This is a genomic window from Kushneria halocnemicola (assembly GCF_965650455.1).
GTDB lineage: Bacteria > Pseudomonadota > Gammaproteobacteria > Pseudomonadales > Halomonadaceae > Kushneria.
In genome coordinates this window covers 2,230,913-2,257,317 of sequence record NZ_OZ287968.1, presented here as the reverse complement: position 1 = coordinate 2,257,317, position 26,405 = coordinate 2,230,913, and the positions used below count along the sequence as shown (strand labels likewise).

Sequence of the window (26,405 nt, the reverse complement as noted above, 5' to 3'; positions counted from 1 at the left end):
AGGGGTGCGATAGCATGACCACCCATCATGGACGAGGTCGGCGGGTTTCGCCGTCCCGACCGGTCCGATTTTTTCCTGACTGCGTGGTTGAACGCTCATGTTGCCTGAACCGCACGACTTCAATGCGATGCAAACGCCCGGCTGGAAAAGGGCGCGAGGCGCCTGCCCGTCGCTGGCCACGCCCATGGAAACGGGCGATGGCTGGCTGTCGCGTCTGCCGCCGCTGATCGCACCGCTCGAGGCCGATGAGGTCATCACGCTGTGCGAGGCCGCCGAGCGCTTCGGCAACGGGCTGATCGAGGTGACCCGGCGCGGCAATCTACAGCTGCGCGGGCTGGCCGAGGGCGGCCACCGGGGGCTTTCGGACTATCTGATGCGTCGTCTGTCGCGCCACTGGCTGGAAAGCGCCACTCCGGCGGTGTCGATCGATGCGCTGATGGACGTCGATGAAGCCATCGATGCGCCCACGCGCGCCCTGGCGCGCCGGTTGCGCGGTCAGATCCTGACCGGCGCGCCGAGCGGGCTGGCCCCCAAGTGCGCCGTGGTCATCGATGCCGGCGGCTGGGCCGGGCTTGCCGGACTCTCCGGCGACGTTTACGTGCGCCTGGACGGCGACCGCGGCGGCTGGATCGGCGTGGCCGGCGATCACGGCAGCGCCACCTGGCTGGGCTGGATGGTGGCCTCCAAGCTTGCCAGCGCCGTGCTGGGAATTTTAAGCGAGATCGATGCGCTCGGGGCGATGGCGCGCGGCCAGCATCTGCTCGTCCATGTTTCGATTTATACGCTTTGCGATCTGCTCGGCTGTCGCCCCGGCGCGCCGCCGCCGCGCAGCGGGGTGTATCAGGGCCCGGACGCCGGTGCCCGGCGCCAGCGCGACGTGCTGGACCTGGTCTGGCCGTTCGGGCAGCTGCCGGCGCTGAAGCTTTTGCGCTTTACACGCGAGGCGCAGCGCTGTGGCGCTTTGGGCTTTGCCGCCGCCCCCGGGCGTCACTGGCGCCTGACATGTCGCGAGCACGCCGATATCGACGCCATCATCCGGGCCGCGCGCGAGGCCGGTCTGATCGCGGCAGACGATGACCCGCGCCTTTCGATCGTGGCCTGTACCGGCGCGCCGGGCTGTGCCAGCGCCTTCATGGCCACGCACGACACGGCCCGGGCGCTGAGCGAGCGCTGGTCGCAGTGGTTTGATGATTCGGTGCGGCTGCATCTGTCCGGCTGCGCCAAGGGCTGCGCCAGTCTTGACGTCTGCACCTTCACCCTGGTCGGCATGGCCCACGGTATCGGGCTGGTCTTTCAGGGCAATCCGCGTGGCGTGCCCCGGTTGATTGCCGGCGACGCTGCGGGTCTGACCGCGGCGTTTGAGCACCTGGTGCACACGCTGGGCCATGAAGGCCATGCCCCGGCGCTGGATGCCTCGACACTGGCCGATATCGGCGAGGCGCGCATCGTGGCACTGCTGCGTGCGGGCAGCGGTTGCGATGGCGACGTGTCAGGGGCGGACGCTGAGGCGGCGCCAGGGTAGAATGGCGCACCTGACTGCCCCGATACCCACTCCGACAATGAGGGAGCCCATGACCGACCGCCATGGCACGCATGACGTACCTGCCCAGCGTTCCCTGCATGACTATGAACATGACGGCCAGGCCATCTATCGTCAGTCGTTTGCCATCATCCGATCAGAAGCGGATCTGGCGCGCTTTTCGACGCTGGAAGCCGAGGTGGCCGTGCGCATGATTCATGCCTGCGGCGTGGTCGAGCTGGCCGGGCAGATTGTCTTTGGCGGGGGCGATATCATGCGGGCCCGCGAGGCGATTTTTCAGGGCGCGCCGATTCTGTGCGATGCCGGCATGGTCGAGCGGGGCGTAACGCGAGCGCGGCTGCCGGCCGACAACAACGTGGTCTGCACCCTGCACGACGCGCGCACGTTTGATCTTGCCAAACGCATTGGCAACACCCGTACGGCGGCGGCCATCGAGCTGTGGGGCAATCAGCTCGACGGCGGGGTGGTGGTCATCGGCAACGCGCCGACCGCACTCTTTCATCTGCTCGACCTGCTCCATCAGGGTGCGCCGCGTCCGGCGGCGATCATCGGCGTGCCGGTGGGCTTTGTCGGCGCGGTGGAGTCCAAGCAGGCCCTGATCGATGCCGGTCTCGACATTCCCTTCATTACGGTGCGCGGGCGCATGGGCGGCAGCGCCATTGCCTCGGCCACCATCAATGCGCTGGCAAGCGACCGACTCTGATGCGATCGACTCCCGAATGTTCTACCGCCTCCGGTGGTGTCTCTCCCGCCTGTGGGCGCCTGTACGGTGTGGGTACCGGTCCCGGTGACCCGGAGCTTTTGACCCTCAAGGCCGCGCGCGTGCTGGCCGAGGCCGACGTGGTGGCCTGGTTTGCCAAGGCCGGCAACCAGAGCAATGCCCGCCGCGTCATCAGTGCGCATCTGCGCGAAGGCCAGCCGGAGCTGGCGCTGTATTACCCGGTCACCACCGAGCTGCATCGCCACTCCGAAGGCTATCGCAGCGCCATTGCCGAATTTTATGCCGACAGCGCCGAGCGACTGGCCGTCGAGCTGGCGGCCGGGCGCAGCGTGGCGGTGCTCTCGGAAGGGGACCCGCTCTTTTTCGGCTCCTGGATGCATCTTCACGTGCGCTTGAAAGACCGCTTCCAGGTCGAGGTCATCCCGGGCGTGACCGGCATGGCCGGCGGCTGGTCGAGCGCCGGCGTACCGATCTGTCAGGGCGATGACGTGCTCACCATCCTGCCGGGCACGCTGGATGAAAACGCGCTGGTGGATCGGCTGACGCGCTGCGAGGCCGCCGTGATCATGAAGGTGGGGCGCAACCTGCCGCATATCCGCACCGCCCTGGAGCGGGTGGGCCTTCTGGAGCGTGCAGTCTATGTCGAGCGCGCCACCATGGCGGGCGAGCACATCATGAAACTCATCGACCGCGATGACCGTCCGGCGCCGTATTTCTCGATCGTGCTGGTGCCCGGCTGGGCCGAGTGTGCTCATCCGGTCACCCTGGATGCGCAGGTCACCTCATGAGCGGCCGGCTGATCGTGATCGGACTGGGGCCGGGTGAGGCCATCTATCTGACCGCGCAGGCACTCGAGGCGCTGGCGTGTGCCGACTGGTTCTACGGCTACGGCCCCTACGTGGATCGGGTGGTGGCCGTGGATGATCCGCGCCGGGTGGTATCGGACAACCGCGAGGAGGGCGCCCGCGCCCGTGAGGCGCTCACCCTGGCCGCCCGGGGTGAGTGCGTGGCGATGCTCTCCGGCGGCGATCCGGGCGTGTTTGCCATGGCCTCGGCGGTGTGTGAACAGATCGAGCGCGGCCCCGGGGCGTGGCGTGAACTGAGCCTTGAGATCGTGCCAGGTGTGAGCGCCATGCTGGCGGCAGCCGCGGCCTGTGGCGCGCCGCTGGGCCATGACTTCGCCGCCATTTCGCTGTCCGACAATCTAAAGCCCTGGCCGCTGATCGAGCGCCGGCTGCTGGCCTGCGCCGGCGCCGGGCTGGTCATGGCCTTTTACAACCCGATCTCGAAGGCGCGCCCCTGGCAGCTGGGCGTGGCGCTGGAGAAGTTGCGCGAGGTGCTTTCCCCCGACACGCTGGTGATTTTCGCCCGCGCCGCCGGCCGAGCCGATGAGCAGATCACGACCACCACACTCGATCAGGCCCGCGCCGATCAGGCCGACATGGCAACCCTGGTCATCATCGGCAGTGAGGAGACGCGCCGGGTCGAGCGGCCCGGGCAGTCGTCGCTGATCTACACGCCGCGCTTTGCTCCCGGTTGCGACCCCGAGGCCGCCGGCTCACAGGGCTGATACCCACTCGACCAGCCGCGTCATGCCCGCGTCATCCAGACCCTCCACAACAGGTATGTTCGGCATGGCCGGACGGCGCATCATGATGACCTCTATCCCCAGTTCACGGGCGGCTTCCAGTTTGGGGCGTGTCGCCTCGCCGCCGCTGTGCTTGGTGACCAGCACGTCGATGGCCTTCTCGCGCAGCAGACGACGCTCCGCGTCCAGCGTGAAAGGGCCGCGGGCGATCAGGTTGTCCACATGGGGCAGGGCCAGCGGTGGGTCGATGGGGTCGATGCTTCGGATCACGTAGTGGTGCATGGGCGCGGTTTCAAACGACGCGGCCTGCTCGCGGCCGAAGGTGAGCAGTACCCGCCGTGGTATGGCGCCCAGCAGGGTGACCGCCTGCTCGGTGGTGTCGCATTCAATCCAGCGGTCTCCGGGGGCACGCTGCCAGCCGGGGCGGTTGATGCGCACGATGGGCAGACCGGTCCGGCGGGCAGCTTCGCAGGCGTTGTGCGCCATCTGTGCGGCAAAGGGGTGGGTGGCCACGATGATGGCATCGATATCATGCGCCCCGAGCCAGGCCACCAGCCCGGCCACGCCGCCAAAGCCGCCAATGCGGGTGGCCACGCCGTTGTCGATGGGGGTGCGCGTGCGTCCGGCCAGCGACAGGGTGACCGAGAGACCCGGCAGGGTGGCCAAATGTGCTGCAATCCGGCGGGCTTCAAGCGTACCGCCCAGCAGCAGGAGATGTTTATGATGGGAAACGATTGAACACATGGCCTGTCGATGCCGTAATCAGTGATGATGAACACGCCCCGGTCACTGTACACCCGATGGATGTCTTGACGGGTGGCGCAATATAACAGGAGAGAGATGCATGAGCCCCAGTGATGCCCCCATTGACGCGCCGTCGACCGAGGAGATTGATGGCCGTGCGCCCTGGCTTGCCATCGTGGGTATCCAGGAGTCCGGCGCCGAGGAGCTGTGTGACAAGGCGCGTGAGGCGATCAGCCAGGCCTCGGTGGTCTTTGGCGGCTCGCGGCATCTGGCGCTGACCGCCACGCTGATTCAGGGCACGCCGATCGCCTGGCCCTCGCCGCTCAGCGAGGGTATCGATCAGCTGCTGGCACTGCGCGGCCAGCGGGTGTGTGTGCTGGCCTCGGGTGATCCCTTTCATTACGGCATCGGTTCGACGCTTTCGGAATATGTGCCGGCCAATGAAATGGAGGTCTTCCCGGCGCCGTCGGCCTTTTCGCTGGCCTGCGCCCGCCTTGGCTGGCCGTTGCAGAAAAGCCGCCTTTTGTCGCTGCACGGACGGGCCATGAGCCGCCTTAACGGTCACCTGCACCACGGCGTGCGCATCGTGGCGCTGACCAGCGATGGGGACGCACCGGGTCTGATGGCCGGCATGCTCAACGAGCGCAACATGGGCGAGAGCCGCATGACCGTGCTGGAGGCGATGGGCGGGCCGCGTGAGCGCATCGAGCGTTTCACGGCGCAGTCGCTGGCGCGCGAGGCGCGCGAATTCGATGCGCTCAACGTGGTGGCGCTCGAGATCGTGCAGCATGGCGAGGGCGCCGTGGCCGGTCTGGCCCCCGGGCGCAGCGATGTGCTCTTTGAACACGACGGCCAGATCACCCGGCGCGATATTCGCGCCATGACGCTGGCGCGTTTGTCACCGCGCCCGGGGGAGCGGCTGTGGGATATCGGTGCCGGTTCCGGGTCAATTGGTATCGAATGGCTGCTGCTGGATGACTCGCTGGAGGCGGTGGCGATCGAGCGCGACGAAACGCGCTGTCAGCGCATTCGCCGCAACGCCGAAACGCTGGGCGTGCCGCGTCTCGAGATTACTCCGGGCGAGGCGCCCGAGGCGCTGTCGGGGCTGGCCACGCCGCAGGCCATCTTCGTGGGGGGCGGGGTGAGCAACATGGCGCTGATGGCGCGCTGCTTTGACGCCCTCGCCCCCGGCGGCCGGCTGGTGGCCAACGCGGTGACGCTGGAAAGCGAGCTGGCACTCGGCGAGTGTCACCGCCTGCTGGGCGGCGAGATGATACGCCTGAGTCTTGAGCAGACCGCGCCGCTGGGCGGCATGATCGGCTGGACACCGGCGCGCACCATCACCCAGTGGGTCTGGACCAAGCCGCTGGACTTTCAGGGGGTGTCATGACGGTCCACTTCATCGGCGCCGGCCCCGGGGCGGCCGATCTGATCACCGTGCGCGGCCAGCGCCTGCTGGCGCGCTGCCCGGTGTGTCTTTATGCCGGCTCGACGGTGGCCACCGAGCTGCTGGAGCACTGTCCACCCGGGGCGCGTCTGGTGAACACGGCGCCGCTGGATCTCGACGCGATCGAGGCGGAATACGTGCGCGCCTACCAGAGCGGTGAGGAGGTGGCCCGGCTCCATTCGGGCGATCTCTCGGTTTATAGCGCGCTGGCCGAGCAGCTCAGACGTTTGAAACACCACGGTATCGACTACACCCTCACCCCCGGCGTGCCGGCCTTTTCGGCGGCCGCGGCCCTGATCGAGCGCGAGCTGACGGTGCCGGAAATTGCGCAGAGCGTGGTGCTGACTCGCCTTTCCGGGCGCGCCTCGAAAATGCCCGAGCGCGAGCAGCTGGAAACCTTTGCCGAGACCGGCGCGACGCTGGCCATCCATCTGGCGATTCATCGTCTGGACGAGATCGTCACGCGCCTGACCCCTTTTTACGGCGACACATGCCCGGTGGCGGTGGTGTATCGCGCCAGCTGGCCGGAAGAGCGAGTGGTTCAGGGCAGGTTGCGCGATATCGTCGAGCGCCTGGCGCTGGACCCGATCGAGCGCAGCGCGCTGATTCTGGTCGGCCCGGCGCTGGCCGACAGCGATTTTCGCGACAGCGCGCTGTATGAGACAGGCTACTGCCGTCGCTTTCGTCACGAGGGCGATGACGCGTCAGGGTTTGAGAGGGGATGAGGAGACAACATGCAAAATGACCTGCCCGACAGGGGCGCCGATAGTGAGGCGCTTTATGCCTTTCGCGAACATCGGCTCTCCTGGGTGGCCTATCTGGATGCCGCGCTCAAGGGCGTGGTGGGCATCGCCATCAGCGTTGCGCTGATGCTCTCGCCACGCTGGATCACGATGGCGCCCATCACCGCGCAGATTCTTTTCTACGCCGGCATCGCGTTTGCGCTCTGTGCGCTGGGGCTGTCGATCTATCGGCTTTTTTATATTCGCCGCGTGCGGCTTTATACCGATCAGGACGGGGTCTGGTGCTATCGCGGCATTCTGCCGTGGCGGCGCGGCATTGTCGGCACCAACTGGCGCGACGTGCGACAGGCCAGCTACGGCACGGGCTTTGTGCGCTGGGCGACGAAAGCCTACCCGGTCAACGTCGATAACCGCTTCACCGATACCGACCCCATCACGCTCTCTCATGTGCACCGCGGCCACGAGTTCGTGGGGCATGTGAACGCCTGGCGCAACCGGATGCTGCGCCAGGACGGCGAAACGCTGCGCTAGGCCTTATCAGGTTCAGGCTCAGGCCTCGATCGGCGGGCGACGGTCTTCGATGACGCGCCGTCCGCGAATGCAGTCTTCTTCGTGAAAGGCTTCTCGCCAGGGCTCCTGCGTGCCGGCCTCGACCCATTCGGCAACGGCCGGGTGAGCGAGCAGCCGCTCGACGTAAGCCATGGCGCCCTCGCCCAGGGGGAGCTGATAGTTTTTGAGGCGCACCGCCACCGGGGCATAAAAGGCATCCACCGCGGTGAAGGCGTCACCTGCCAGCCAGGGGCCGCCAAAACGCTCAAGCCCCGAACACCAGAGCAAGTCGAGGCGCTCAAGATCGCGCGTGAGCGCCTCGCTCGGCGTGCCGACCTCGATGGTCAAACCGCAGTTCATCGAACACTCATCGCGCAGGGCAGCAAAGCCCGAGTGCATCTCGGCGGCTGCGCAGCGGGCAAAGGCGCGCGCCATGGGATCCTGCGGCCAGACGGCCGGCGTGGTTTCGGCCAGATACTCGCAGATCGCCAGCGAATCCCACACCGTCAATGCGCCATCGACCAGGCAGGGCACCTTGCCGGTCGGCGAGAAGGCGTCAAAGGCCGGCTGGCGTGCGCCATATTCAAACGGCGTTAACACCTCCTCGAAGTCGATCCCGAGGGCGCCCATCAGCACCCAGGGGCGCATCGACCATGACGAGTAGTTCTTGTTGGCGATATGAAGCCGATAGCGCATGGTAACTCTCTCCGGGCGATGATCAGATCACGCCCAGCATACCCAGAAATACCCGCAGCGCCAGCAGACAGACAATCAGCATGACCAGCCCGTAGACCAGGTTCTGTTTGAACGTGTTGGCAAGCGTGCCCAGCAGCGTTTGCTGATTGCACAGCACCCAGATCGAGCCCACGATCGCCGGCAGCAGCAGCCCGTTGATCGCCTGCGCCGTCAGGATCAGCTCGATGGGCGTGCTGCCATAAAGCGCCACGATGACCACCGGCGCCAGCGCGGCCAGCAGCATGACCCCTCGATTGCGCGGGCTGCGGGCACTTTCGTTGCGCCCGGTCGCCTCGCCCAGCAGCGGCGGCTGCACGGCGATATTGAAAAGTCCCGACGAGAAGCCGGCCGCCCACAGGCCGAGCGAGAACAAAACGCCGGCATACTGGCCCAGCACCGGAGTGAGCTGACCGGCCATGTCGGCCGCGCCCGAGACCCCGGTGCCCAGCGGGTGAATGGCCGCCGCCGAACACAGCAAAATGGCGACCATGACCACACCGGTGATGATCACATTGGTGGTGTGATCAAAGCGGGACAGGGCCAGACGCTTGTCCATGGGGGTGGTGGTGTCGCCTTCATACTTGCGCTTGATGAAGGCCGACAGCCCCATCACGGTATTGGGCGGCAGCGTGGTGGCGATCAGGGCGAGAATCAGCCAGTAGTTGCCCTCGGGGACTCGAAAGGAGAAACCGGTGGCGGCGACCTCGTTCGGGTTCGGGCCGGCCAGTGCCAGCGTCAGCACAAACGACAGCACGATCAGGGCAATGATGACGCGATTGACGTTTTCCAGCAGACGATAGATGCCGACCCAGCACATCAGCAGTGCCGACAGGGCCAGTATGCCCACCCAGGCCAGAATCGGGATCGAGGGCAAAAGATAGTTGAGTGCCAGGGCGGCGCCGGTGAAGTTGCCGGCCTGAAAGGCCACGGCGCCCAAAAGTAGTGCAACGTAGAGTGTGATGGCCCATTTTCGGCCCATGCGCTGGCGAATGCCTTCCATGGCCGACATACCGGTGGCCAGGGTGAAGCGAATCACCGGGCGCTGAAAGCAAAAGGCCACTACTGAGGCGGCCATGACCGCCCACAGCAGCGCAAAGCCATACTCGGCGCCGGCCACCGACAGCGTGGTGATCGAGCCGGGGCCGAGAATGCAGGCGGCCACCATGGCGCCCGGCCCCAGCGCGCGCAGGCGCTCCATGATACCGAGCGACGCCGGTGCCCGGGCAGCAGCGCTTTCGTGAGTGGTCATCGTTTTCATGGTCGGGGCTCCTGGCAAATGGGCATGCCCCCTTTCCATGCAAAAGGTGTGCCCGTTACACAGGACCTGTTGTCGAATTCAGCAATACCGGGTGATCAGGCCTCGTTTGACAGGGGCGTACCCAGAGCCGCGTCGTACCGACAGACCCGGTTACGCCCTTCATGCTTGGCTCTGTAAAGCGCCTCATCGGCGTTTTGAAGCATCGAGGCGAAATCATTCTTATCGGCCGATGCCCTTTCCGCCACGCCAAGGCTGATGGTGACGTTGAGCGTGTGCTGTCCCGACAAAAAGGGCGTTGTTGCCACGCGATGGCGCAGGCGTTCGGCCATGACGGCGGCCTCCTCGAGGCGGGTGTCGGGCAGCAACAGCAGAAACTCCTCGCCGCCCCAGCGCACGGGCATGTCCTGTTGGCGCGTGATGGCCCTCAGATGCCGGGAGAAATCCTTCAGGACGCTGTCTCCGGCGTCGTGACCCAAACGGTCGTTGACCGACTTGAAATGGTCCAGGTCGATAATGATCACGCTTGAGATCGGTCCGCCCCAGTGGGCGTTTTGCTGTTTCAAAATGCCCTGCACAGCGCGTCGGTTGGCCAGGCCCGTCAGCTGGTCGGTTTCCGACAGGCGTTTTAATTCAATGCTGGAGCGCTCGCCGGTCATGGCGATAAAGCCGAAATAGATCAGAATGCAAAGGACCTGGTCGGCCATGATGGCGGCCTGACCGCTGACCATCATCTCCACACTCATCGCCCCCGTGATCAGCATGACAAGGGGAATAAACAGGGCAAGGAAGTAGACGCCAAAGGCCAGCGCCACCACGTACTGCGACAGAATCCGCTTTCGGGGCGGCCTGAAAATTTCGGCCACGGCCAGCGCCGTCATGACTGAGGTCATGAAAAATACCGTGGACAGCTTTATCGCCTCCGGCGCGTTCAGCCATGACAGAGCCGACAGCAATACGGCGGGGGTCACGCTGATCAGTACCAGAGCGCCTGCGTTGACGCGGCGCTGATAAAAGATTCTGAGGCCGCTCCATGACAACGTCAGGCTGGCGAAAAAGAGTGTGGTGGTCACAAGCCATAGAGGCAGCGGGGCGATCGGATAGCTCGGGCTCAGGGCCATGCAAAGCGACCCTGCCGCCGAGGCGGCCAGCGCCACAAGCCAGTGCCGCAGGCAGCGCTCGTCGGGCTGGCTGAACACCGTGGCCAGAAAGATCACCAGAAAGGTGCATCGGCTGACGCCACTGGCCAGATACAGGGTCTCGGGATTGAAGGGCATGGTCTGGCACTACCTCGCTCGGATGCGGCGGCGTGGGGCGGGCTAGAGTCGATACCCCAGAGCCAGACCCGTGATGAGCGTGCTCGTATCAACTTCTGCACTGAACCCTTCACTGTCGAAATGATAGGCCGGCACCCGGATGTATTGCACGGCGGCGTTGGCGAACCAGTGCCCGCCAAGGTGGTAATCAAGCCCGGCGCCCAGAAGGGGGCTTCTGATCGACTCGACCTGAAAGTCGGGAATGTTATCGGCCGGTTTGACCTCCAGGGTTCGGGACCAGAGCATGCCTGCGCCGACGTAGGGGCTGAGCGAGGCGCCCGGACGAAAGCGATACTGCTGCACCATCAGCGCCAGGGCGGCCGTTTTGATCGTTGCGATGTCGAAATCACCCAGGGCCGAGTCCACGAGCCGATAGGGGGTAGAGGAAACGCCGCCCGTGAGCTGAAGGGCCCAGCGGTCGGTCAGGAAATAGCTGAGATCCAGCGTCGGCGAGACAACATCGGGTGTTTCGACGTCGCCGCCAATGCCGGGAACGCTCGCTTTCATATCAAGCGTCGTAATGCGTGCGACCCCCGCTCGAATGAGCCAGTCGCCCTGCGTGAGCCCGGGGCGTCCCGTGTCGGCCGATACGGCTGGCGCACCGAGGATCAAAAGCCCGGCCAGCCCTGTCAGCTGCCAGTAACGTTGATGACGTGACGCCATGATCTGCTGGCAACTCCCGGGGTTTGTAACATTGTGTTATATGGATAGCGGCCCGTCTTCGGTAAACTTTAGACGGCTCGAGAGATGACGGGCGCAGACACTGGCCTGGTACGGCCAAAAAAAAGCCCTGCTCGAGGCAGGGCGAAGGAGAGAGGCGGTAAAGTGATTAGTGGGCGACGCTGCCGGAGGCACCGATGCCGGTCTGGGAGCGGACGAACTGGGCATCGAACAGATCGCGTTCGCGGGTGGCAGAGGCGGAGTTGTCGGTGACCGAGAACAGCCAGATACCGATAAAGGCGACCGCCATCGAGAACAGCGCCGGGTAGTCATAGGGGTAGATGGGGCTGTCATGGCCCAGCACCTGCACCCAGATGGTCGGGCCCAGAATCATCAGCACGATGGCCGTGATCAGCCCCAGACCGCCGCCGATGACCGCACCGCGCGTGGTCAGCCGGCGCCAGTACATGGAAAGCAGCAGCACCGGGAAGTTGCAGCTCGCCGCGATCGAGAAGGCCAGACCCACCATGAAGGCCACATTCTGACTCTCGAAGGCGATCCCCAGCACGATGGCGACCACCCCCAGCACCAGTACGGAGATCTTGGAGATGCGCACTTCCTTTTTCTCATCGGCGTTGTCTTTCATGATGACGCCGGCGTACAGGTCATGCGAGATGGCCGAGGCCCCGGCCAGTGCCAGACCCGCAACGACCGCCAGGATGGTGGCAAAGGCCACCGCCGAGATAAAGCCCAGGAAAATGCTGCCACCCACGGCGTTGGCCAGGTGTACCGCCACCATGTTGGTGCCGCCGATGATCGCCCCGGTGCTGTCCTGAAAGGCCGGGTTGGTACTCACCAGAATGATGGCGCCAAAGCCGATGATAAAGGTCAGAATGTAGAAATAGCCGATGAAGCCGGTCGCCACGAACACGCTCTTGCGCGCCTCCTTGGCGTTGCTGACGGTGAAAAAGCGCATCAGGATGTGAGGCAGCCCCGCGGTGCCAAACATCAGCGCCAGCCCCAGCGAGATCGCCGAAATGGGGTCCTTGACCAGCCCGCCCGGACTCATGATCGAGGCCCCGTTGGCATGTACGGCCACCGCCTCGTTGAACAGCCCCTCGAGACTGAAATTCACGTGCATCAGCACCATCAGCGCCATGAAGCTGGCACCAAAGAGCAGGATGGCGGCCTTGATCATCTGTACCCAGGTGGTGGCCAGCATGCCGCCAAAGAGCACGTAACAGACCATCAGCGCCCCGACCACCACCACGGCAATGTGGTAGTTAAGACCAAACAGCAGCTGAATCAGTTTGCCGGCGCCCACCATCTGGGCAATCAGATAAAGCGCCACCACGGCCAGCGACCCAAAGGCGGAAAGGATGCGTACCGGACGCTTGCTCAGGCGAAACGAGGCCACGTCGGCAAAGGTGTAGCGCCCCAGATTGCGCAGGCGCTCGGCGATCAGAAACATGATCATTGGCCAGCCGACCAGAAAGCCCATCGAGTAGATCAGACCGTCATAGCCCGAGGTGAACACCAGCGCCGAAATGCCCAGAAAGGAGGCCGCCGACATGAAGTCGCCCGAAATCGCCAGACCGTTCTGGAAACCGGTAATATTGCCACCGGCGGCGTAGTAGTCCGATGCCGACTGACTCTTCTTTGACGCCCACCAGGTGATATAAAGCGTGATGCCCACAAAGATCAGGAACATGATGATCGCCGGCACATTAAGGCCCTGCTGCGTCACGGGGCCGGTCAGGGCATCGGCCACGGCAGGGGTCGCGATCAAAAGACCGAGCGCTGTCACCAGCGCGAGCTTGAAAGACACGACAATCATTGACCGATCTCCTCAAGCACCCGGGCATTGAGGCGATCGAACTCGCCATTGGCACGACGCACATAGAGGCCGGTCAGTACGATGGCCACCACGATCAGACCCAGGCCGATCAAAATGCCCCAGGTCGTGGTCATGCCGCGGGCAAGCGGCGTGCCCAGCACGCCGGGCGCAAAGGCGATCAACAGGATAAAGGCCATGTAGAGGCTCAGCATGATAATGGAGAGCGTCATGGCAAAACGGGAGCGTTTTTGCACCAGTTCCCGGAAGCTGGCATTGCGCTGAATGTCGCGCCACTGGGTATCGTTGTGCGTCGGTCTACTCATGGCTCATCCTTGTTATCCCGGTGGATTACCGTTTTTATGTGCATGGCCACTAATACTTGCCCGGAAGCAGGGCAAAAGAGCAGAGCACTTTAGTCTTGATTCGACCAAAGAGAAGTCCGGGGTGCGAAGACGTCGCCGTCTGACAGGGCGGCACAAACGCTTCACGGGGCAGTGACATCAAGGGCCGCCGGTCGCCATGGCGACATGGGGCAACGCATGACAGGGAGCAGCAGGGACATGGATATCGAGCAGCTGGAAATTCGCCAGCACATGGCGCAGTTCGCGCCCTTTGAATACCTCGGTGACGAGTTGCTGGACCAGATCGCCACCCGGGTCGAGATCAGCTACTTCCAGGCCGGTACCGACATTCTGGCGCTGGATCAGGAGGTCAACGAGCTGTGCTACGTGCGCAGCGGTGCCGTCGAGGTCTCAAGACGCAGTGGTCAGCTCTTCGACCGGCTGGTGGAAGGCGACATCTTTGGCTATTCGGATCTTATGCGTAACCGCCGGGTGCGCTTTCCGGTGCGCGCCATCGAGGACACGCTGATCTATTTCGTGCCCGCGGAGCTTTTCGATTCGCTGCGCGCGGAAAACGACGACTTTGCCGACTTTGTCGAAACCGGCGGCGACCGGCTCAAGGCCACGATCGATCAGCAGCGCAGCGACAACCAGATGAGCAGCACCCGGGTGCGGCGTCTGATCCGGCGCAAGCCCACCATGGTGGATATCAATACCCCGGTGGGTGAGGTGGCCCGACGCATGCGCGAGGACAACGTGACCTCCGTGCTGGTGCTCAGTGACGAGGGCGAGGAGGCCAACGGGCCGCGTCATTTCACCACTCAGGAGGGCAAGGTGCGTCGTCTGGCCGGGCTTTTGACCGACCGCGACTGCTGCGTCCGGGCGCTTGCGGAAAACCTCAGCGGCGAGACGCCGGTGGGCGAGGTGATGTCCACCAGCCTGATCACGGCGCCATCGGATGCCTCGATTTATGATGCCACCATGACCATGCTCAATCACAACATCCAGCACCTGCCCGTTTTGTATCGGCGTCGACCGATCGGCGTGCTCGAGCTCAGTGATGTGATGCGCTACGAGACCCGCAGCAGCCTCTATCTGGTCAGCTCGATCTTCAACCAGGCAGGGCTTGCCGGGCTGGTGCGCCTGAGCGGTGACGTGCCGCTGGCCTTTGCACGGCTGGTGGATGAGGGCGCCGATGCCCAGATGATCGGCCGGACCATGGCCACGATCTGTCGAAGCTTCATTCGCAAGCTTCTGGAGCTGGGCGAGGCGGAGCTGGGGCCACCGCCGATTCCTTATTGCTTTATGGTGCTGGGGTCGTGCGCGCGCGATGAGCAGACGGTCTTTGCCGACCAGGACCACGCCATGATCCTGGATGACAGCTTCGTGCCCGAAGAACACGACGAGTATTTCCAGTCGCTGGCCCGCTTTGTCAGCGACGGGCTGGCGGCCTGCAGCTATCCCCTGTGCAAGGGCGACGTGATGGCCACCAACCAGCGCTGGCGCCAGCCGCTGTCGGTCTGGCAGGGCTACTTCCGCGACTGGATCGAAAATCCGGACCCGGAGGCACTGCTCCATAGCTCGATTTTCTTCGATCTAGGCTATGTCCATGGCGAGCTCAACATGCTCGAGAGTCTGCAGACCCTGATCAGCAAACTGGCACCTCAGCATCCTTTCTTTCTGGCAGCGATGTCACGCAACGCGCTCAATCGCACACCGCCGCTGGGGCTTTTCCGGACCTTCATTCTGGAAAAGGACGGCCAGCACAAGGATGCCATCGATCTCAAACGCCGCGGCACGGCGCCGCTGGTCGATCTGGTGCGCGTGCACGCGCTGGCCTGTGGCTCCAGTTCCAACAACACCATCGATCGCCTGAAAGACATTGCCGAAACGCGGCTGCTGCCTGAAGGGGTCAACGACCGGCTGCGCTACGCCTTCGAGTTCATTTCGATGGTGCGCATTCGCCATCAGGCGCTGGCGATTGAAAGCAACGAGGCGCCGGATAACCGGCTGAGGCCGGACAACGTTGAAAGCCATGAGCGTCATAACCTCAAGGATGCCTTTGAAGTGCTCAGCCATGCGCAGAAATTCCTGAAATTCCGCTATCCGCTGCCCTCCACGTCGAGCCGGGGAAGGGGACGCTGATGCGTGACTGGCCGCAGCGACTGCAAAAGCACTACCGACGCTGGCAGTGGCATCGGCGCGGACGGCTGGTGTCCGAATGGCCCGCCTATCTGGCAGATCGGCAAAACGCCGCGCGTGATGATCGGCTGGCCCACTATTTTGGCGCCGGCACGCTGGACCCGCAGACGCCGATCAGCGAGGTGCCGATGGTGGCGCTGGATATCGAGACCACCGGTCTTGACCCGGCGCGTGACAGCATCGTCAGTATCGGCGTGCAGCCCTTTACGCTGGGGCGTATTCCGGTGGCCCAGAGCCGTTACTGGGTTGTGTCGCCGCAGCGCTCGCTCAGCAGTCGTTCGGTGGTGTATCACCGTCTTACCCATAGCGATCTGGCCGATGCGCCGGGCTTTGACGAGGTTATCGGCGAGGTGCTCGAGCAGCTCGCCGGTCGAATGGTGGTGGTGCACTACACCCGGATCGAGCGCGAGTTTCTTGATGCGGCCGCCCGACACTACCTCAAGGAGTCGCTGCTGTTTCCGCTGATCGACACCATGGCGATCGAGGCCTTCCAGCACCGCCGACTGTCCTGGTTTCAGCGCCTGCTTGGTCGACGTCCGGTGTCACTGCGCCTGCATCCCAGCCGGGAACGCTACAATTTGCCGCCCTATCAGGCCCACCATGCCCTGATCGATGCCCTGGCCACGGCCGAGCTTTTGCAGGCGCAGATCGCTCGGCACTACGAGCCGGATACGCCTGTCGGCGCGCTCTGGGAATAAATGTTCTGCCCATGAAAAAGGCGGCCCGCAGGCCGCCTTTTTTTATGCGCGTCATGCGCGGGTGGTTTTACCTGTCAGTAGCGCGGCTCCGAGCGCAGCCCCTGGATGATGGCGTAACACGCCGCCAGCAGCACGATGGTAAAGGGCAGGCCGGTAGCAATGACCGCCGCCTGCAGCGCCGTCAGGCCGCCGCCGAGCAGCAGCGCAATGGCGATGGCGCCTTCGATCAGGGCCCAGAACATGCGCTGCGGCTTGGGCGCATCGACCTTGCCGCCGGCCGTGATGGAGTCGATAACCAGCGAACCGGAGTCCGAGGAAGTGATAAAGAACACCATGACCAGCACGATGCCGATAAAGGAGGTGATCGATGTCAGCGGCAGCTGGCCAAGCATGGTAAACAGCTGAAGCTCAAGCGCTGCGTCCTTGACACCTTCAAACCCGTTGGTCAGCTGGCTGATGGCGGTATCACCAAAGGCGGTCATCCAGAGCACAGAGACCACGGTCGGCACGAGCAGCACGGCGATCAAAAACTCTCGTACGGTACGGCCGCGGCTGACGCGCGCGATGAACATGCCCACAAACGGGGACCAGGAGATCCACCATGCCCAGTAAAAGGCTGTCCAGCCGTGCACAAAGTCAGTGTCGTCACGCCCGAAGGGCATCGACAGCGCCGGCAGGTTCTTGAGATACGACCCCATGTTTTCCACAAAGCCGGTGGCGATAAGCATCGTCGGGCCGACAATGATGACAAACAGCAGCAGCACGAAGGCCAGTACCATGTTGATCTGCGACAGTCGCTGTACGCCCTTGTCGACCCCCAGCATGACCGAGGCCAGCGCCACCAGACTGATGCCGATGATCAGGATGACCATGGTGACATCGGTATTGGGCGTGCCGAACAGGTAGTTCAGACCGGCAGAGGCCTGGGAAGCGCCCAGCCCCAGCGAGGTTGCCAGACCAAACAGCGTCGCAAACACCGCCAGAATATCGATGATATGGCCCGGCCAGCCCCAGATGCGCTCACCCAGAATCGGGTAGAAGATCGAGCGCATGGTCAGCGGCAGGCCCTTGTTATAGGAAAAAAGCGCCAGCGACAGCGCCACGATGGCGTAAATACCCCAGGGGTGCAGGCCCCAGTGGAAGATCGTGGCGGCCATCGCAAGAGACTGTGCCTGATCCTGATTGCCTGCGGCGCCACCCAGCGGCGCCCAGGAGTCACCGGTAATGGACGTGCCGTAATGGGTGATCGGCTCCGAGACGCCATAGAACATCAGTCCGATGCCCATGCCGGCGGCGAACAGCATGGCGAACCAGCCGGCGTAGCTGAAATCCGGCTTGGCGTGCATGCCGCCGATGCGGACTCGGCTTAGCGGGGTAAAGATAAGCGCCACCGCGAGGATGACAAAAATATTGGCAGCCAGCAGAAACAGCCAGCTGAGATGGTCGGTCAGAAAACTTTTTGCGCCGTTGAAAACCGGCCCCATCTGCCCAGGCAGTGCAAGCGTGATAATCACGAACAGCAAAATGACCAGTGAGGAGATCGTAAAGACCTTGCCGTGCAGGTCGACATTGAAACCGAATCGATTGGTCTGGATGTTGTCCTGACCGATGACGTAGTCCGTATCAATCAGATTGGCCTTGCCGCTGGGGGCGGGGATGCCCTCGCTGGTCTGATCCCTGTCGTTGTCGTTGTTTCCGGGTGTCTGACTCAATTTTTTTCTCCATTACAGCTTTATAGGCGCTGGCAGGTTGAGCAGTGAATCTCCACAGTACAGTAAAGGGTATGGCTGAATGAACTGATGCTGAAGAGCCCGGGCATGGCATGGCGCCAATAGGGTCGTCGAGGTCGGTTGAGCACCATTTGTCCCCGTTTGACGACATGAATCTGCCTTCGGGCTCGATCACCAGCGAGTTACGTTTTATCACATCGGGTACTGAAATCCATAGGAAAAAGGGGACATTTCGGCCCCTTGACGTCTGCCCGCAGGGCCTTGTTTGACGGGGTGCAGGCAGGGTCACAAGACGCCCTGTCGGCCCGCCCGGGGCCCGGCTGCGACGTTGCCGGCAGGCACGGGGCACAAAAAAACGGGGCGACCTTATGGCCGCCCCGTCATGCACATCCTTCAATTCAGTACGACGCCGGGCGCCGTACTGTCCTGCCCGGCAGGATTATTTTGCCCGGGGTTCCGACATCAGCCCCTTGATGACGCCGAAGCAGCCGATCAATAGCACGATGGCAAACGGCAGACCGGTCGAGATGACCATCGCCTGCAGGGCGCCCAGACCGCCGCCCAGCAGCAGGGCAATGGCGATCACACCGCTGATCAGTGCCCAGAACAGGCGCTGAGAGGTCGGCGCATCGATCTTGCCGCCGGCGGTGATGGTGTCAATGACCAGCGAGCCGGAGTCGGCCGAGGTAATAAAGAACACCATGATCAGCAGCAGAGCGACCAGGGAGGTGACCGTCGACCAGGGCAGATTGCCCAGCATGACAAAGAGCTTGAGCTCCAGCGCCGCTTCGGAAATGCCCTGCATGCCGGAATCGACCTGGAAGATGGCCGCACCGCCAAAGACCGTCATCCACAGCACGCAGACGATGGTGGGTACCAGCAGTACGGCGATCAGGAACTCGCGCACGGTACGCCCGCGGCTGACGCGCGCGATGAACATGCCCACAAACGGCGACCAGCTGATCCACCATGCCCAGTAAAACGCCGACCAGGACTGGCTGTAGTCAACGTCTTCACGCCCGAACGGCATCGACAGCGCCGGCAGGTAGGTCACGTAGGCCCAGAGATTGTTGAAAAACCCGATGACCAGATCCAGCGTCGGACCGGTGAACAGGATAAACAGCAACAGCGCGAACGCCAGGCCCATGTTGAGCTCGGAGAGGTGCTTGAGTCCGGCATTGACGCCAGCCGCCACCGAACACAGGGTCACCGCCGTGATCGCCACGATCAACAGCACCCGCGTGGTATCGGTGTCGGGGATATCAAACAGATAGTTCAGACCGGCTGCGGCCTGCTGCGCCCCCAGACCCAGCGAGGTGGCAAGACCAAAGAGCGTGGAAAAGACCGCCAGAATATCCACGACGTGGCCGGGCCAGCCCCACACGCGCTCTCCGAGAATCGGATAGAAAATCGAGCGCATGGTCAGCGGCAGCCCCTTGTTAAAGGAGAACAGCGCCAGCGACAGGGCCACCATGGCATAGATCGCCCAGGGGTGAAGTCCCCAGTGCAGCATGGTGGAGGCCATGCCGAGCTGGCGTGCCGCGGTTTCATCGCCTGCGGCACCGCCCAGCGGCGCACCGTCGGTACGTATGCCGTTTTCGATCGTGGTGCCGTCCATCGCCGCCGTGTAGTGCGAGATCGGCTCGGAGACCCCGTAAAACATCAGCCCGATACCCATGCCGGCGGCAAACAGCATCGCAAACCAGCTGATATAAGTATGGTCCGGCTTGGCCTCGGCGCCGCCCAGTCGGACCCTGCCCAGCGGACTGAAAATCAGACCGATGGCCAGAACGACAAAAATGGCGGTCGAGAGCATGAAAAACCAGGAGAGATTGGCGGTCAGCCAGTCACGCATGCCGTTGAAAAGCGGCTCCATCTGCGCCTGCATGGTCAGCGTCAGTACCACAAACGCCAGCACCAGCAGCGACGAGATGCCAAACACCTTGCCGTGCAGATCCACATTGAACAGCATGCGGCCCTGGAAGTTGTCCTGACCGATGACATAGTCGGTATCGATCAGGTTGGATTCACCCGTCGGCGCCGGTATCCCCTCACCGGCGTCGCTTTCTTCATCCTTGTTCTTCTTTTCATTTTCCGATTCTTGCGTCAATGTCGTTCTCCATCATTGTCGCCGGGTAACGTCGCGGGACGAAACGGGCTGAATGAATGTCAAGCCGGGTCTGCCCCGGGTATTTTTTGTAGCGTCGGTCAGGAGGGTAGACGCTGTTAAACAAACCTCATAACTCTGGGCGTTTTTCGTCGATGAAATTTGCAATGAACGCCTGCAAACATCAGTGGGATACGCCTTTCGTGCTGCGGTCAACGGTGCTCTAGCAGGTGCGCGCAGCGCTTTGGCCGACACAGAGGCCCTGGCGGTCAAACACCATGACATCCAGTTCGATACCGCTGTGGCGGATGACCTGCGCTGCACGCGCCAAAGCACTTTCAGCCAGTCGATCACCCAGACGGATGCCGGCGTCACCGGCAAGCTCAAAGGCCTCAAGACCCGAGTTGGCCCCGACAATGCGGTCAGACAGCGCCGTATCGCCGCCGGCCTCTCGTGCCAGGCGTGCCAGGCGCTCCAGATCAATGGCGCCGCGTCGGGAGTGCACATCCAGCATGCCCTGACCCAGCTTGGCCATCTTGGCGATGCCACCGGCAATGGTGACCTGCTCTACCGGATGCTTGCGCAGGTACTTGAGCATGCCGCCGACAAAATCCCCCATCTCGATCAGCGCGCTTTCGTCCAGGCCATAGTGCGCCTGTACCGCCGACTCCGACGTCGAGCCGGTCGAGCCTGCCACATGAGGCAGGCCGCGGGCGCGGGCGACGTCGATGCCCCGGTGAATGGAGTGAATCCACGCCGAGCAGGAAAAGGGGATCACTACGCCGGTGGTGCCCAGTATCGAAAGACCACCGACAATGCCCAGTCGGCCATTGAGCGTTTTCTGCGCGATGCGCTCACCCTCGTCGATGGCGATGGTGACTTCCAGATCCACCTGGTGATGGCCGGGTGTCTCATGCGCCACCGCTTCCAGGGCCTGACGAATCATGTGCCGGGGCACCGGATTGATCGCAGGCTCTCCGGGCAGAATGGGCAGGCCCGGACGGGTCACCGTGCCCACACCGGGTCCGGCCTTGAACACCAGGCCGGAGCCGGCCTTCAGCGGTCGAACCGTGGCGCGCACCAGCACGCCGTGCGTGGCGTCCGGGTCATCGCCGGCGTCCTTGATGACACCGGCCATGGCCCAGCCATCGCCGCGCTCATGCACGGCGAGCGCAAAGGCCGGCGTTTGCCCCCTGGGGAGCGTAATGGTGACCGGATCCGGAAATTCGCCGCTTAAAAGCGCTGCATAGGCCGCCCGGGCCGCTGCGGTTGCGCAGCAGCCGGTGGTCCAGCCGCGTTTAAGAGGGGCGTGTTCCTGGGTCATGGTGCATCAGCATTCCGACGGGGCGATGTCAATCCTAACATGGGCGCGTCGAAGACCCCATCCACTCATTGCCACACGGCGCGGTTCGTATGCATGACGGCGCCTGCAGGAGGGGCGGTGGATCGATCGTCAAAGGGGTATGAGGATGATAGCGAACGCTGTTTGCCATCGAAGTTAAAGGTCCTTTAAGATATCCTTAACATTTCCCCTGGTGACGGTGGGCGCTCAAGTGGGTCTGCCCCGCTGCCATGTATCGAGTTACCTGCCATGAATCACGTTACTTCCTCCTGTCATTGGGAGCGCCTTTCATCCTGGCATGCCGCTCGCCACGTCTACCCGAAGCGGCGAGAGTGGAAGATGCGCTACAAGATGTTCATGCGCGCCGCGCTGCATCGAAGCGTGCATCGCTCCCTGCTGATGGGCGTGTCACTCAATCCGCTGCTTGAAAGGGCAGTGAACAATCGCGCCAACCTGCTCAACAAGCCGTTTCGACCCTATATCTCGATTCGCTACGGCCACATCGAGCGACTGCGCCATCTGCTGTTGCACTACCAGCTGCAAAGACACCTGCTCGGTGAGGAAATCAGCGCCCGTATTACGCAGCGCCCGGGCGTGTGGCTGGGAGAGTGCGTGGTGGGTGGTGAAACGGCCGGCATCTATCTGGGCTATCGCGGCGCGCACGACAAGGAAGGCGAGATGATGCTGATGATCATCCGGCCGCCCAAAAAGCGTCTCTACAGTGCAGCGCTTTCGTTTATGCGCGACGAGCAGGGGCGTCCGGCGCTGTGTCTGGGCACCGTGCAGGGCTCGCGTCAGCAGTCGGACTGGAACCGACAGTTCACGCGTGATCATTTCGGTCTGCGTCCGCAGTCGCTGATGGTCGAGCTCACGCAGATGCTCGCCCGCACCCTGGGCATGGAGAACATCTGGTGTGTGGACAATGACCACCATGTCTATCGCGCCCGTCCCAACGGCGCGCGCCAGCGCGGTTTTGATCTGGACGCGCTGATCATCGAGCACGGCGGCGAGGCGGCCTCTCCGGGCTGGATCGTGCTGCCCGCCGCTCAGCGTCGCCGGCCCGTGGAGGTGATCGCCTCCAAAAAGCGCAGCATGTATCGCAAGCGCTACGCCTGGCTGGATACGCTGGAAACGCAGGTCGGGCAGGCGTTGATGGGGATGATCGAAACGGCGCCGAGCGAGGAGGGGGCGAATGCGGCGGCGACCCATACACCGGCAGCATCTGCGGCCGGTGTGCGGGCGCGAACGGACGAGTCAGTCGCGTCGTGAGTCGGCCTCGCCAATATTGACCGGCACGCGATAGAGGCTGCTGGTGGCGGTCACAAAGAGATAGTGCTGACCGTCATGCTCGGCAAAGGCCAGATTGGCGGTGCGCTCGGGCAGGTCGACGCGGCCGAGTCGCTCACCCTCGGGGCTGAACACCTGCAGGCCGCTGTCGCTGCTGGTCCAGACGTTGCCCGCTTCATCGACCTTGATGCCATCGGGTACGCCCGGCGAGACCTCGGCAAACACCCGCTCGTTGGACAGCGTATCGTCATCACTGACGTCGTAGGCGACGATATGGTGGTTGAGGCTGTCATCGTCCCGGTCGTGGCCGAGTTCCGAGTCGGCAATATAGAGCGTCCTCTCGCCGGGTGAGAAGGCCAGCCCGTTGGGGGTCCTGACCGCCGGCGTGGACAGCCGCGTCAGCTCATTGCTGTTCGGGTCGAAGCGATAGACATATTCGCCGCCGGTGACCGAGCGCCCGCCGTAGCCCTCCTCGGGCTCATCAATGCCAAAGGTCGGGTCGGTAAACCAGATGCGCCCGCGGGCGTCCACAACCAGGTCGTTGGGGCTGTTGAGCTTGTTCTCACCGTCCAGGTCAACCAGTACGTCCCACTGACCATCCTCGTTTTGTCTTTCCACTGCCCGCTTGCCGTGCGAGGCGGCCACGACCCGCCCTTCATGGTCCAGCGCATGGCCGTTGTGGAACTGGGCCGGTCTGAGCCACTCGCGAACCTCTTCCCCCTCGCGCCAGATCATCACGCGATTGTTTTTGATATCGCTCCAGATCACGCTGCCATCCGGCAGCGCCAGGGGGCCTTCGCTCCACTTGCCACCATCATAAAGCCGCTGAATGTCGGCATCGTCATCGACCAGGTCGGAAAAACCGGGCGTTTGCGCCACCACGGCGGGGGCATCGCCCCCGGCGGCCATGGCACTGCCGGCGCCGGCCATCAAAAGACCGGTACACAGCGAGCGCGAAAACTGTTGAAGCCAGCGGGACATGCACCTTCTCCTTGTTTTCGATAAGACCGTCAGCCTGACGGATATGGGCGGCTGCGCCAATACGATCTTTTGTTACCCGGGCCCGGGTTCAGGGATTGCCCATGGCCGTGCGTCAGGCTAGTCTGAGCGTGATTCGCACGGCGAATCGGATCCTCAGGGCGGGGTGAAAGTCCCCACCGGCGGTGATGTCAAAACCGGTCTCTGACCGGAGATTGAACAAGCCCGCGAGCGTTTGATGCGCAGGAATCGGTGAGACTCCGATGCCGACGGTGATAGTCCGGATGGGAGAGGATCGACGCCCGATTGCCACCATGGCGTCGCGGCGTCGCTGTACGTGTTGTACAAGCACTCCTGTCTTGCCCTGTTCCTTGTCCCTTGCCTTTGAAAGGCGATCCTGGAGCAGTCTCATGTTTTTTGATATCGAAAACGATGGTTCCCCCTCTGACAGCGCGCAGGCGCGTGTGCGGCTGGCGCTCGACAGTCTGGCGCGTGGCCACGGTGTGGTGGTCACCGACGACCCCGACCGCGAAAACGAAGGCGATCTGATCTTTGCTGCCACCACGCTTGACGAGCGTCAGATGGCGCAGATGATTCGCTTTGGCAGCGGCATCGTGTGCCTGTGCCTGACCGGCGAGCACGCCGACCGGCTGGAACTGCCGCCGATGGTGGTCAACAACGAAAGCCCCTACTCGACCGGCTTTACCGTCACCATCGAAGCCAGAGAGGGCGTCACCACTGGCGTCAGCGCGTATGACCGCACCGTCACCGTGCGTGCCGCGGTCGCCGACGACGCCCGGGCCGATGATCTGGTCCGTCCCGGCCACATCTTCCCCCTGCGCGCTCGCGACGGCGGCGTGATTGAGCGTCGCGGTCATACCGAGGCGACGATCGATCTGGTGCGTCTGTCGGGCCATGGCGCGACCGGTGTGCTCTGCGAGCTGATGAACGATGACGGCACCATGATGCGCGGCGAGGCACTGGAAGCCTTCGCCCGCGAGCGCGACTACCCCATGGTCTCGATTGCCGAGCTGGTGACCTGGCGTGAACAGCACGACCCGGCCGAATCCTTTGATGTGGCGGCGTTTGCCTCGATGTAGGTCATCCGCTCCAGGCTGACAGCACAGGTCAGTGCTGTTGGCCCCATTAAAAGGTGCTGGTCGATGAAGACTTCTAACAAGGCTGCTTTTTTGATGCGCCAGGCGCTGGCCGTGTCACGCATGGCCCTGCCACACTGCCAGCCCAATCCACCTGTCGGCTGCGTGCTGGTGGACGATGGCACTATTGTTGCCCGTGGATATACACAGCCTCCCGGGCAATACCATGCCGAGGCGCATGCCCTGTCCCAGCTCGCTACGGCTGTCGGGCTGGAGGCTTATGTCACGCTTGAACCCTGTGCCTTCCACGGACGCACGCCTTCCTGCGCGCAGGCGCTTATCGACAGTGGTATTCGCCGCGTTTATGTGGCGCTGATCGACCCGCACCCGCTCAATCAGGGGCGTGGTATCGAAATGATGCGTCGTGCAGGCATCGAGGTGCAGCTTGGCATCGCGCATGACTCGGTTCGGCGCTTTATCCATGATCATCTTGATGTCGATCCGTTGTATCAATCGCTGAAATGCTGTCAGGAGTGCCCATGACGCTTCCTCTGCTTCACCACTTTGACGCTTCGCCGTTTTCCGAAAAGATTCGCCTGCTGCTGGGCTATTGCGATTTCGAATGGGGCTCGGTGCGCATTCCGCGGGTCATGCCCAAGCCCCATTTCACGGCGCTGACCGGGGGCTATCGCAAGACGCCGGCGCTGCAGCTGGGGCGTGACATCTACTGTGATACCGCGCTGATCGGACGCGTCATCGAGCACCTGTCGGAGGCTTCGACGCTTTCGCCACCCTCGCAGGCGGCAAGCGTGCGGGCGCTGGAAGAGCTGGGCGATCGTCTCTTTCTGGCCGCCATTCCGATCCATTTTCGCCCCGAAGGGCGCGCCGCGCTTGCTGAGCAGCTCGGTGAAGACGCTCTGGCACGCTTTCAGTCAGATCGTGCCGAGCTGTTCAGCGGCGGCAGCGTTTCGCGCCCCGATGACTCGTTCTCCCGCGCCGTCTGGGGGCCAACGCTTGACACGCTCGAGGCGCAGCTGGCCCATCAGCCGTTTGTGCTCGGCGAAAGTCCCACGCTTGCCGACTTTTCGCTGTGCCACCCGGTCTGGTATGTGAACAACAACCCGGGCGTGCGCGGGCTTTTGGCGGGCTATCCTCACCTGATGGCCTGGTTTGCACGGCTCCAGGCCTTCGGCCATGGCCGGCGCCGTGAGATGAGCGAAGCGCAGGCGCATGATGTCGCTACGGCCTGTGACCACTGGCAGCCGCTCACCGGCGAGCATGATGACAGCCTCGGCGTGGCCGTTGGCGAGGCAGTGGCCATTCACGCCTCGGACTATGGCGTGGACAGCGTTCACGGTCGGCTGGTGCAGGTCGGTCGTGAGACGCTCACACTCGAGCGCGAGGCCACGTTTGAAGGTCGCACGCTCGGCCCGGTCCGCCTTCACTTTCCCCGCGACGGCTTTTCCCTGATTTCGACCGACACCTGAC

At 63.4% G+C, this 26,405-nt stretch carries 24 protein-coding genes and 1 riboswitch; of the genes, 13 read left to right on the top strand and 11 right to left on the bottom strand.

The window, feature by feature from the left end:
• Nucleotides 1-97: 97 nt before the first annotated feature.
• The 4 genes from ACS92L_RS10270 to cobJ are packed head-to-tail and all read left to right on the top strand — an operon-like array spanning nt 98 to nt 3,831.
• A complete protein-coding gene (locus ACS92L_RS10270) occupies nt 98-1,522 on the top strand; it encodes a hypothetical protein (RefSeq protein WP_438764658.1) in 1,425 nt (474 codons plus the stop codon).
• Between the two features lie 49 nt (nt 1,523-1,571).
• Nucleotides 1,572-2,243 (top strand): precorrin-8X methylmutase, encoded by a 672-nt coding sequence (locus ACS92L_RS10265; protein ID WP_438764656.1) that lies wholly within the window; start codon nt 1,572-1,574, stop codon nt 2,241-2,243.
• Entirely contained in the window at nt 2,243-3,049 is an 807-nt protein-coding gene (locus tag ACS92L_RS10260; protein ID WP_438764654.1) for a precorrin-2 C(20)-methyltransferase, read from the top strand. The genes ACS92L_RS10265 and ACS92L_RS10260 overlap by 1 nt, the downstream gene beginning before the upstream one ends.
• Nucleotides 3,046-3,831, top strand: coding sequence for a precorrin-3B C(17)-methyltransferase (cobJ, locus tag ACS92L_RS10255; RefSeq protein ID WP_438764652.1), 786 nt, complete (start codon nt 3,046-3,048; stop codon nt 3,829-3,831). The genes ACS92L_RS10260 and cobJ overlap by 4 nt, the downstream gene beginning before the upstream one ends.
• Here the strand turns inward: cobJ and ACS92L_RS10250 are convergent.
• The gene (locus ACS92L_RS10250) at nt 3,820-4,593 is read right to left on the bottom strand and encodes a cobalt-precorrin-6A reductase (RefSeq protein WP_438764651.1); all 774 of its coding nucleotides are present in this window, start codon (nt 4,591-4,593) and stop codon (nt 3,820-3,822) included. The two genes, cobJ and ACS92L_RS10250, sit on opposite strands and share 12 nt — an antisense overlap.
• A gap of 100 nt (nt 4,594-4,693) precedes the next feature.
• Here ACS92L_RS10250 and cbiE point away from each other — a divergent pair, with 100 nt between their 5' ends.
• From cbiE to ACS92L_RS10235, 3 genes are read left to right on the top strand one after another with little or no spacing between them, the layout of a single operon-like run.
• On the top strand, nt 4,694-5,983 hold the full coding sequence (gene cbiE / locus ACS92L_RS10245; protein WP_438764649.1) for a precorrin-6y C5,15-methyltransferase (decarboxylating) subunit CbiE: 1,290 nt from the start codon (nt 4,694-4,696) through the stop codon (nt 5,981-5,983).
• Nucleotides 5,980-6,765: a precorrin-4 C(11)-methyltransferase gene (cobM, locus tag ACS92L_RS10240; protein WP_438764647.1), complete on the top strand. Its 786-nt coding sequence runs from the start codon at nt 5,980-5,982 to the stop codon at nt 6,763-6,765. The genes cbiE and cobM overlap by 4 nt, the downstream gene beginning before the upstream one ends.
• Nucleotides 6,766-6,774: 9 nt before the next feature.
• On the top strand, nt 6,775-7,314 hold the full coding sequence (locus ACS92L_RS10235) for a hypothetical protein (RefSeq protein WP_438764645.1): 540 nt from the start codon (nt 6,775-6,777) through the stop codon (nt 7,312-7,314).
• 18 nt (nt 7,315-7,332) lie between these two features.
• Here the strand turns inward: ACS92L_RS10235 and ACS92L_RS10230 are convergent, their stop codons facing one another.
• The 6 genes from ACS92L_RS10230 to ACS92L_RS10205 all read right to left on the bottom strand — a co-directional run bounded on the left by ACS92L_RS10230 (nt 7,333) and on the right by ACS92L_RS10205 (nt 13,458).
• On the bottom strand, nt 7,333-8,028 hold the full coding sequence (locus tag ACS92L_RS10230) for a glutathione S-transferase family protein (protein WP_438764643.1): 696 nt from the start codon (nt 8,026-8,028) through the stop codon (nt 7,333-7,335).
• 22 nt (nt 8,029-8,050) lie between these two features.
• Nucleotides 8,051-9,325: an Nramp family divalent metal transporter gene (locus ACS92L_RS10225; protein WP_438764641.1), complete on the bottom strand. Its 1,275-nt coding sequence runs from the start codon at nt 9,323-9,325 to the stop codon at nt 8,051-8,053.
• A 95-nt stretch (nt 9,326-9,420) separates the two neighbouring features.
• Complete coding sequence (locus tag ACS92L_RS10220; RefSeq protein ID WP_438764639.1) at nt 9,421-10,599, bottom strand: GGDEF domain-containing protein; 1,179 nt, start codon at nt 10,597-10,599, stop codon at nt 9,421-9,423.
• Between the two features lie 42 nt (nt 10,600-10,641).
• Nucleotides 10,642-11,301, bottom strand: a complete 660-nt coding sequence (locus ACS92L_RS10215; RefSeq protein ID WP_438764638.1) for an OmpW/AlkL family protein — start codon at nt 11,299-11,301, stop codon at nt 10,642-10,644.
• A 166-nt stretch (nt 11,302-11,467) separates the two neighbouring features.
• The gene (locus ACS92L_RS10210) at nt 11,468-13,135 is read right to left on the bottom strand and encodes a cation acetate symporter (protein ID WP_438764636.1); all 1,668 of its coding nucleotides are present in this window, start codon (nt 13,133-13,135) and stop codon (nt 11,468-11,470) included.
• Entirely contained in the window at nt 13,132-13,458 is a 327-nt protein-coding gene (locus tag ACS92L_RS10205) for a DUF485 domain-containing protein (protein WP_438764634.1), read from the bottom strand. Before ACS92L_RS10205 ends, ACS92L_RS10210 begins: the two co-directional genes overlap by 4 nt.
• 237 nt (nt 13,459-13,695) lie before the next feature.
• Here ACS92L_RS10205 and ACS92L_RS10200 point away from each other — a divergent pair, with 237 nt between their 5' ends.
• Complete coding sequence (locus ACS92L_RS10200; RefSeq protein ID WP_438764633.1) at nt 13,696-15,621, top strand: putative nucleotidyltransferase substrate binding domain-containing protein; 1,926 nt, start codon at nt 13,696-13,698, stop codon at nt 15,619-15,621.
• Complete coding sequence (locus ACS92L_RS10195) at nt 15,621-16,376, top strand: 3'-5' exonuclease (protein ID WP_438764632.1); 756 nt, start codon at nt 15,621-15,623, stop codon at nt 16,374-16,376. Before ACS92L_RS10200 ends, ACS92L_RS10195 begins: the two co-directional genes overlap by 1 nt.
• Nucleotides 16,377-16,450: 74 nt before the next feature.
• Here the strand turns inward: ACS92L_RS10195 and ACS92L_RS10190 are convergent, their stop codons facing one another.
• From ACS92L_RS10190 to ACS92L_RS10180, 3 genes are all read right to left on the bottom strand, one after another.
• Nucleotides 16,451-18,088, bottom strand: coding sequence for a BCCT family transporter (locus ACS92L_RS10190; RefSeq protein WP_438764631.1), 1,638 nt, complete (start codon nt 18,086-18,088; stop codon nt 16,451-16,453).
• A gap of 457 nt (nt 18,089-18,545) precedes the next feature.
• On the bottom strand, nt 18,546-20,216 hold the full coding sequence (locus ACS92L_RS10185) for a BCCT family transporter (RefSeq protein ID WP_438764630.1): 1,671 nt from the start codon (nt 20,214-20,216) through the stop codon (nt 18,546-18,548).
• 220 nt (nt 20,217-20,436) lie between these two features.
• Complete coding sequence (locus ACS92L_RS10180) at nt 20,437-21,537, bottom strand: cobalt-precorrin-5B (C(1))-methyltransferase (RefSeq protein WP_438764628.1); 1,101 nt, start codon at nt 21,535-21,537, stop codon at nt 20,437-20,439.
• Between the two features lie 267 nt (nt 21,538-21,804).
• On the opposite strand from ACS92L_RS10180, the gene ACS92L_RS10175 reads away from it, so the two are divergent.
• Complete coding sequence (locus tag ACS92L_RS10175) at nt 21,805-22,824, top strand: DUF535 family protein (RefSeq protein WP_438764626.1); 1,020 nt, start codon at nt 21,805-21,807, stop codon at nt 22,822-22,824.
• On the opposite strand, the gene ACS92L_RS10170 is transcribed toward ACS92L_RS10175, so the two are convergent.
• Nucleotides 22,810-23,823: an SMP-30/gluconolactonase/LRE family protein gene (locus ACS92L_RS10170; RefSeq protein ID WP_438764625.1), complete on the bottom strand. Its 1,014-nt coding sequence runs from the start codon at nt 23,821-23,823 to the stop codon at nt 22,810-22,812. The two genes, ACS92L_RS10175 and ACS92L_RS10170, sit on opposite strands and share 15 nt — an antisense overlap.
• Before the next feature lie 145 nt (nt 23,824-23,968).
• Nucleotides 23,969-24,120: riboswitch (FMN riboswitch) on the top strand.
• A 110-nt stretch (nt 24,121-24,230) separates the two neighbouring features.
• Here ACS92L_RS10170 and ribB point away from each other — a divergent pair.
• The 3 genes from ribB to ACS92L_RS10155 all read left to right on the top strand — a co-directional run bounded on the left by ribB (nt 24,231) and on the right by ACS92L_RS10155 (nt 26,404).
• Nucleotides 24,231-24,920: a 3,4-dihydroxy-2-butanone-4-phosphate synthase gene (ribB, locus tag ACS92L_RS10165; RefSeq protein ID WP_438764623.1), complete on the top strand. Its 690-nt coding sequence runs from the start codon at nt 24,231-24,233 to the stop codon at nt 24,918-24,920.
• A gap of 63 nt (nt 24,921-24,983) precedes the next feature.
• Entirely contained in the window at nt 24,984-25,460 is a 477-nt protein-coding gene (locus ACS92L_RS10160) for a bifunctional diaminohydroxyphosphoribosylaminopyrimidine deaminase/5-amino-6-(5-phosphoribosylamino)uracil reductase RibD (protein WP_438764621.1), read from the top strand.
• A complete protein-coding gene (locus ACS92L_RS10155; protein ID WP_438764619.1) occupies nt 25,457-26,404 on the top strand; it encodes a glutathione S-transferase family protein in 948 nt (315 codons plus the stop codon). Before ACS92L_RS10160 ends, ACS92L_RS10155 begins: the two co-directional genes overlap by 4 nt.
• Nucleotide 26,405: the final 1 nt, after the last annotated feature.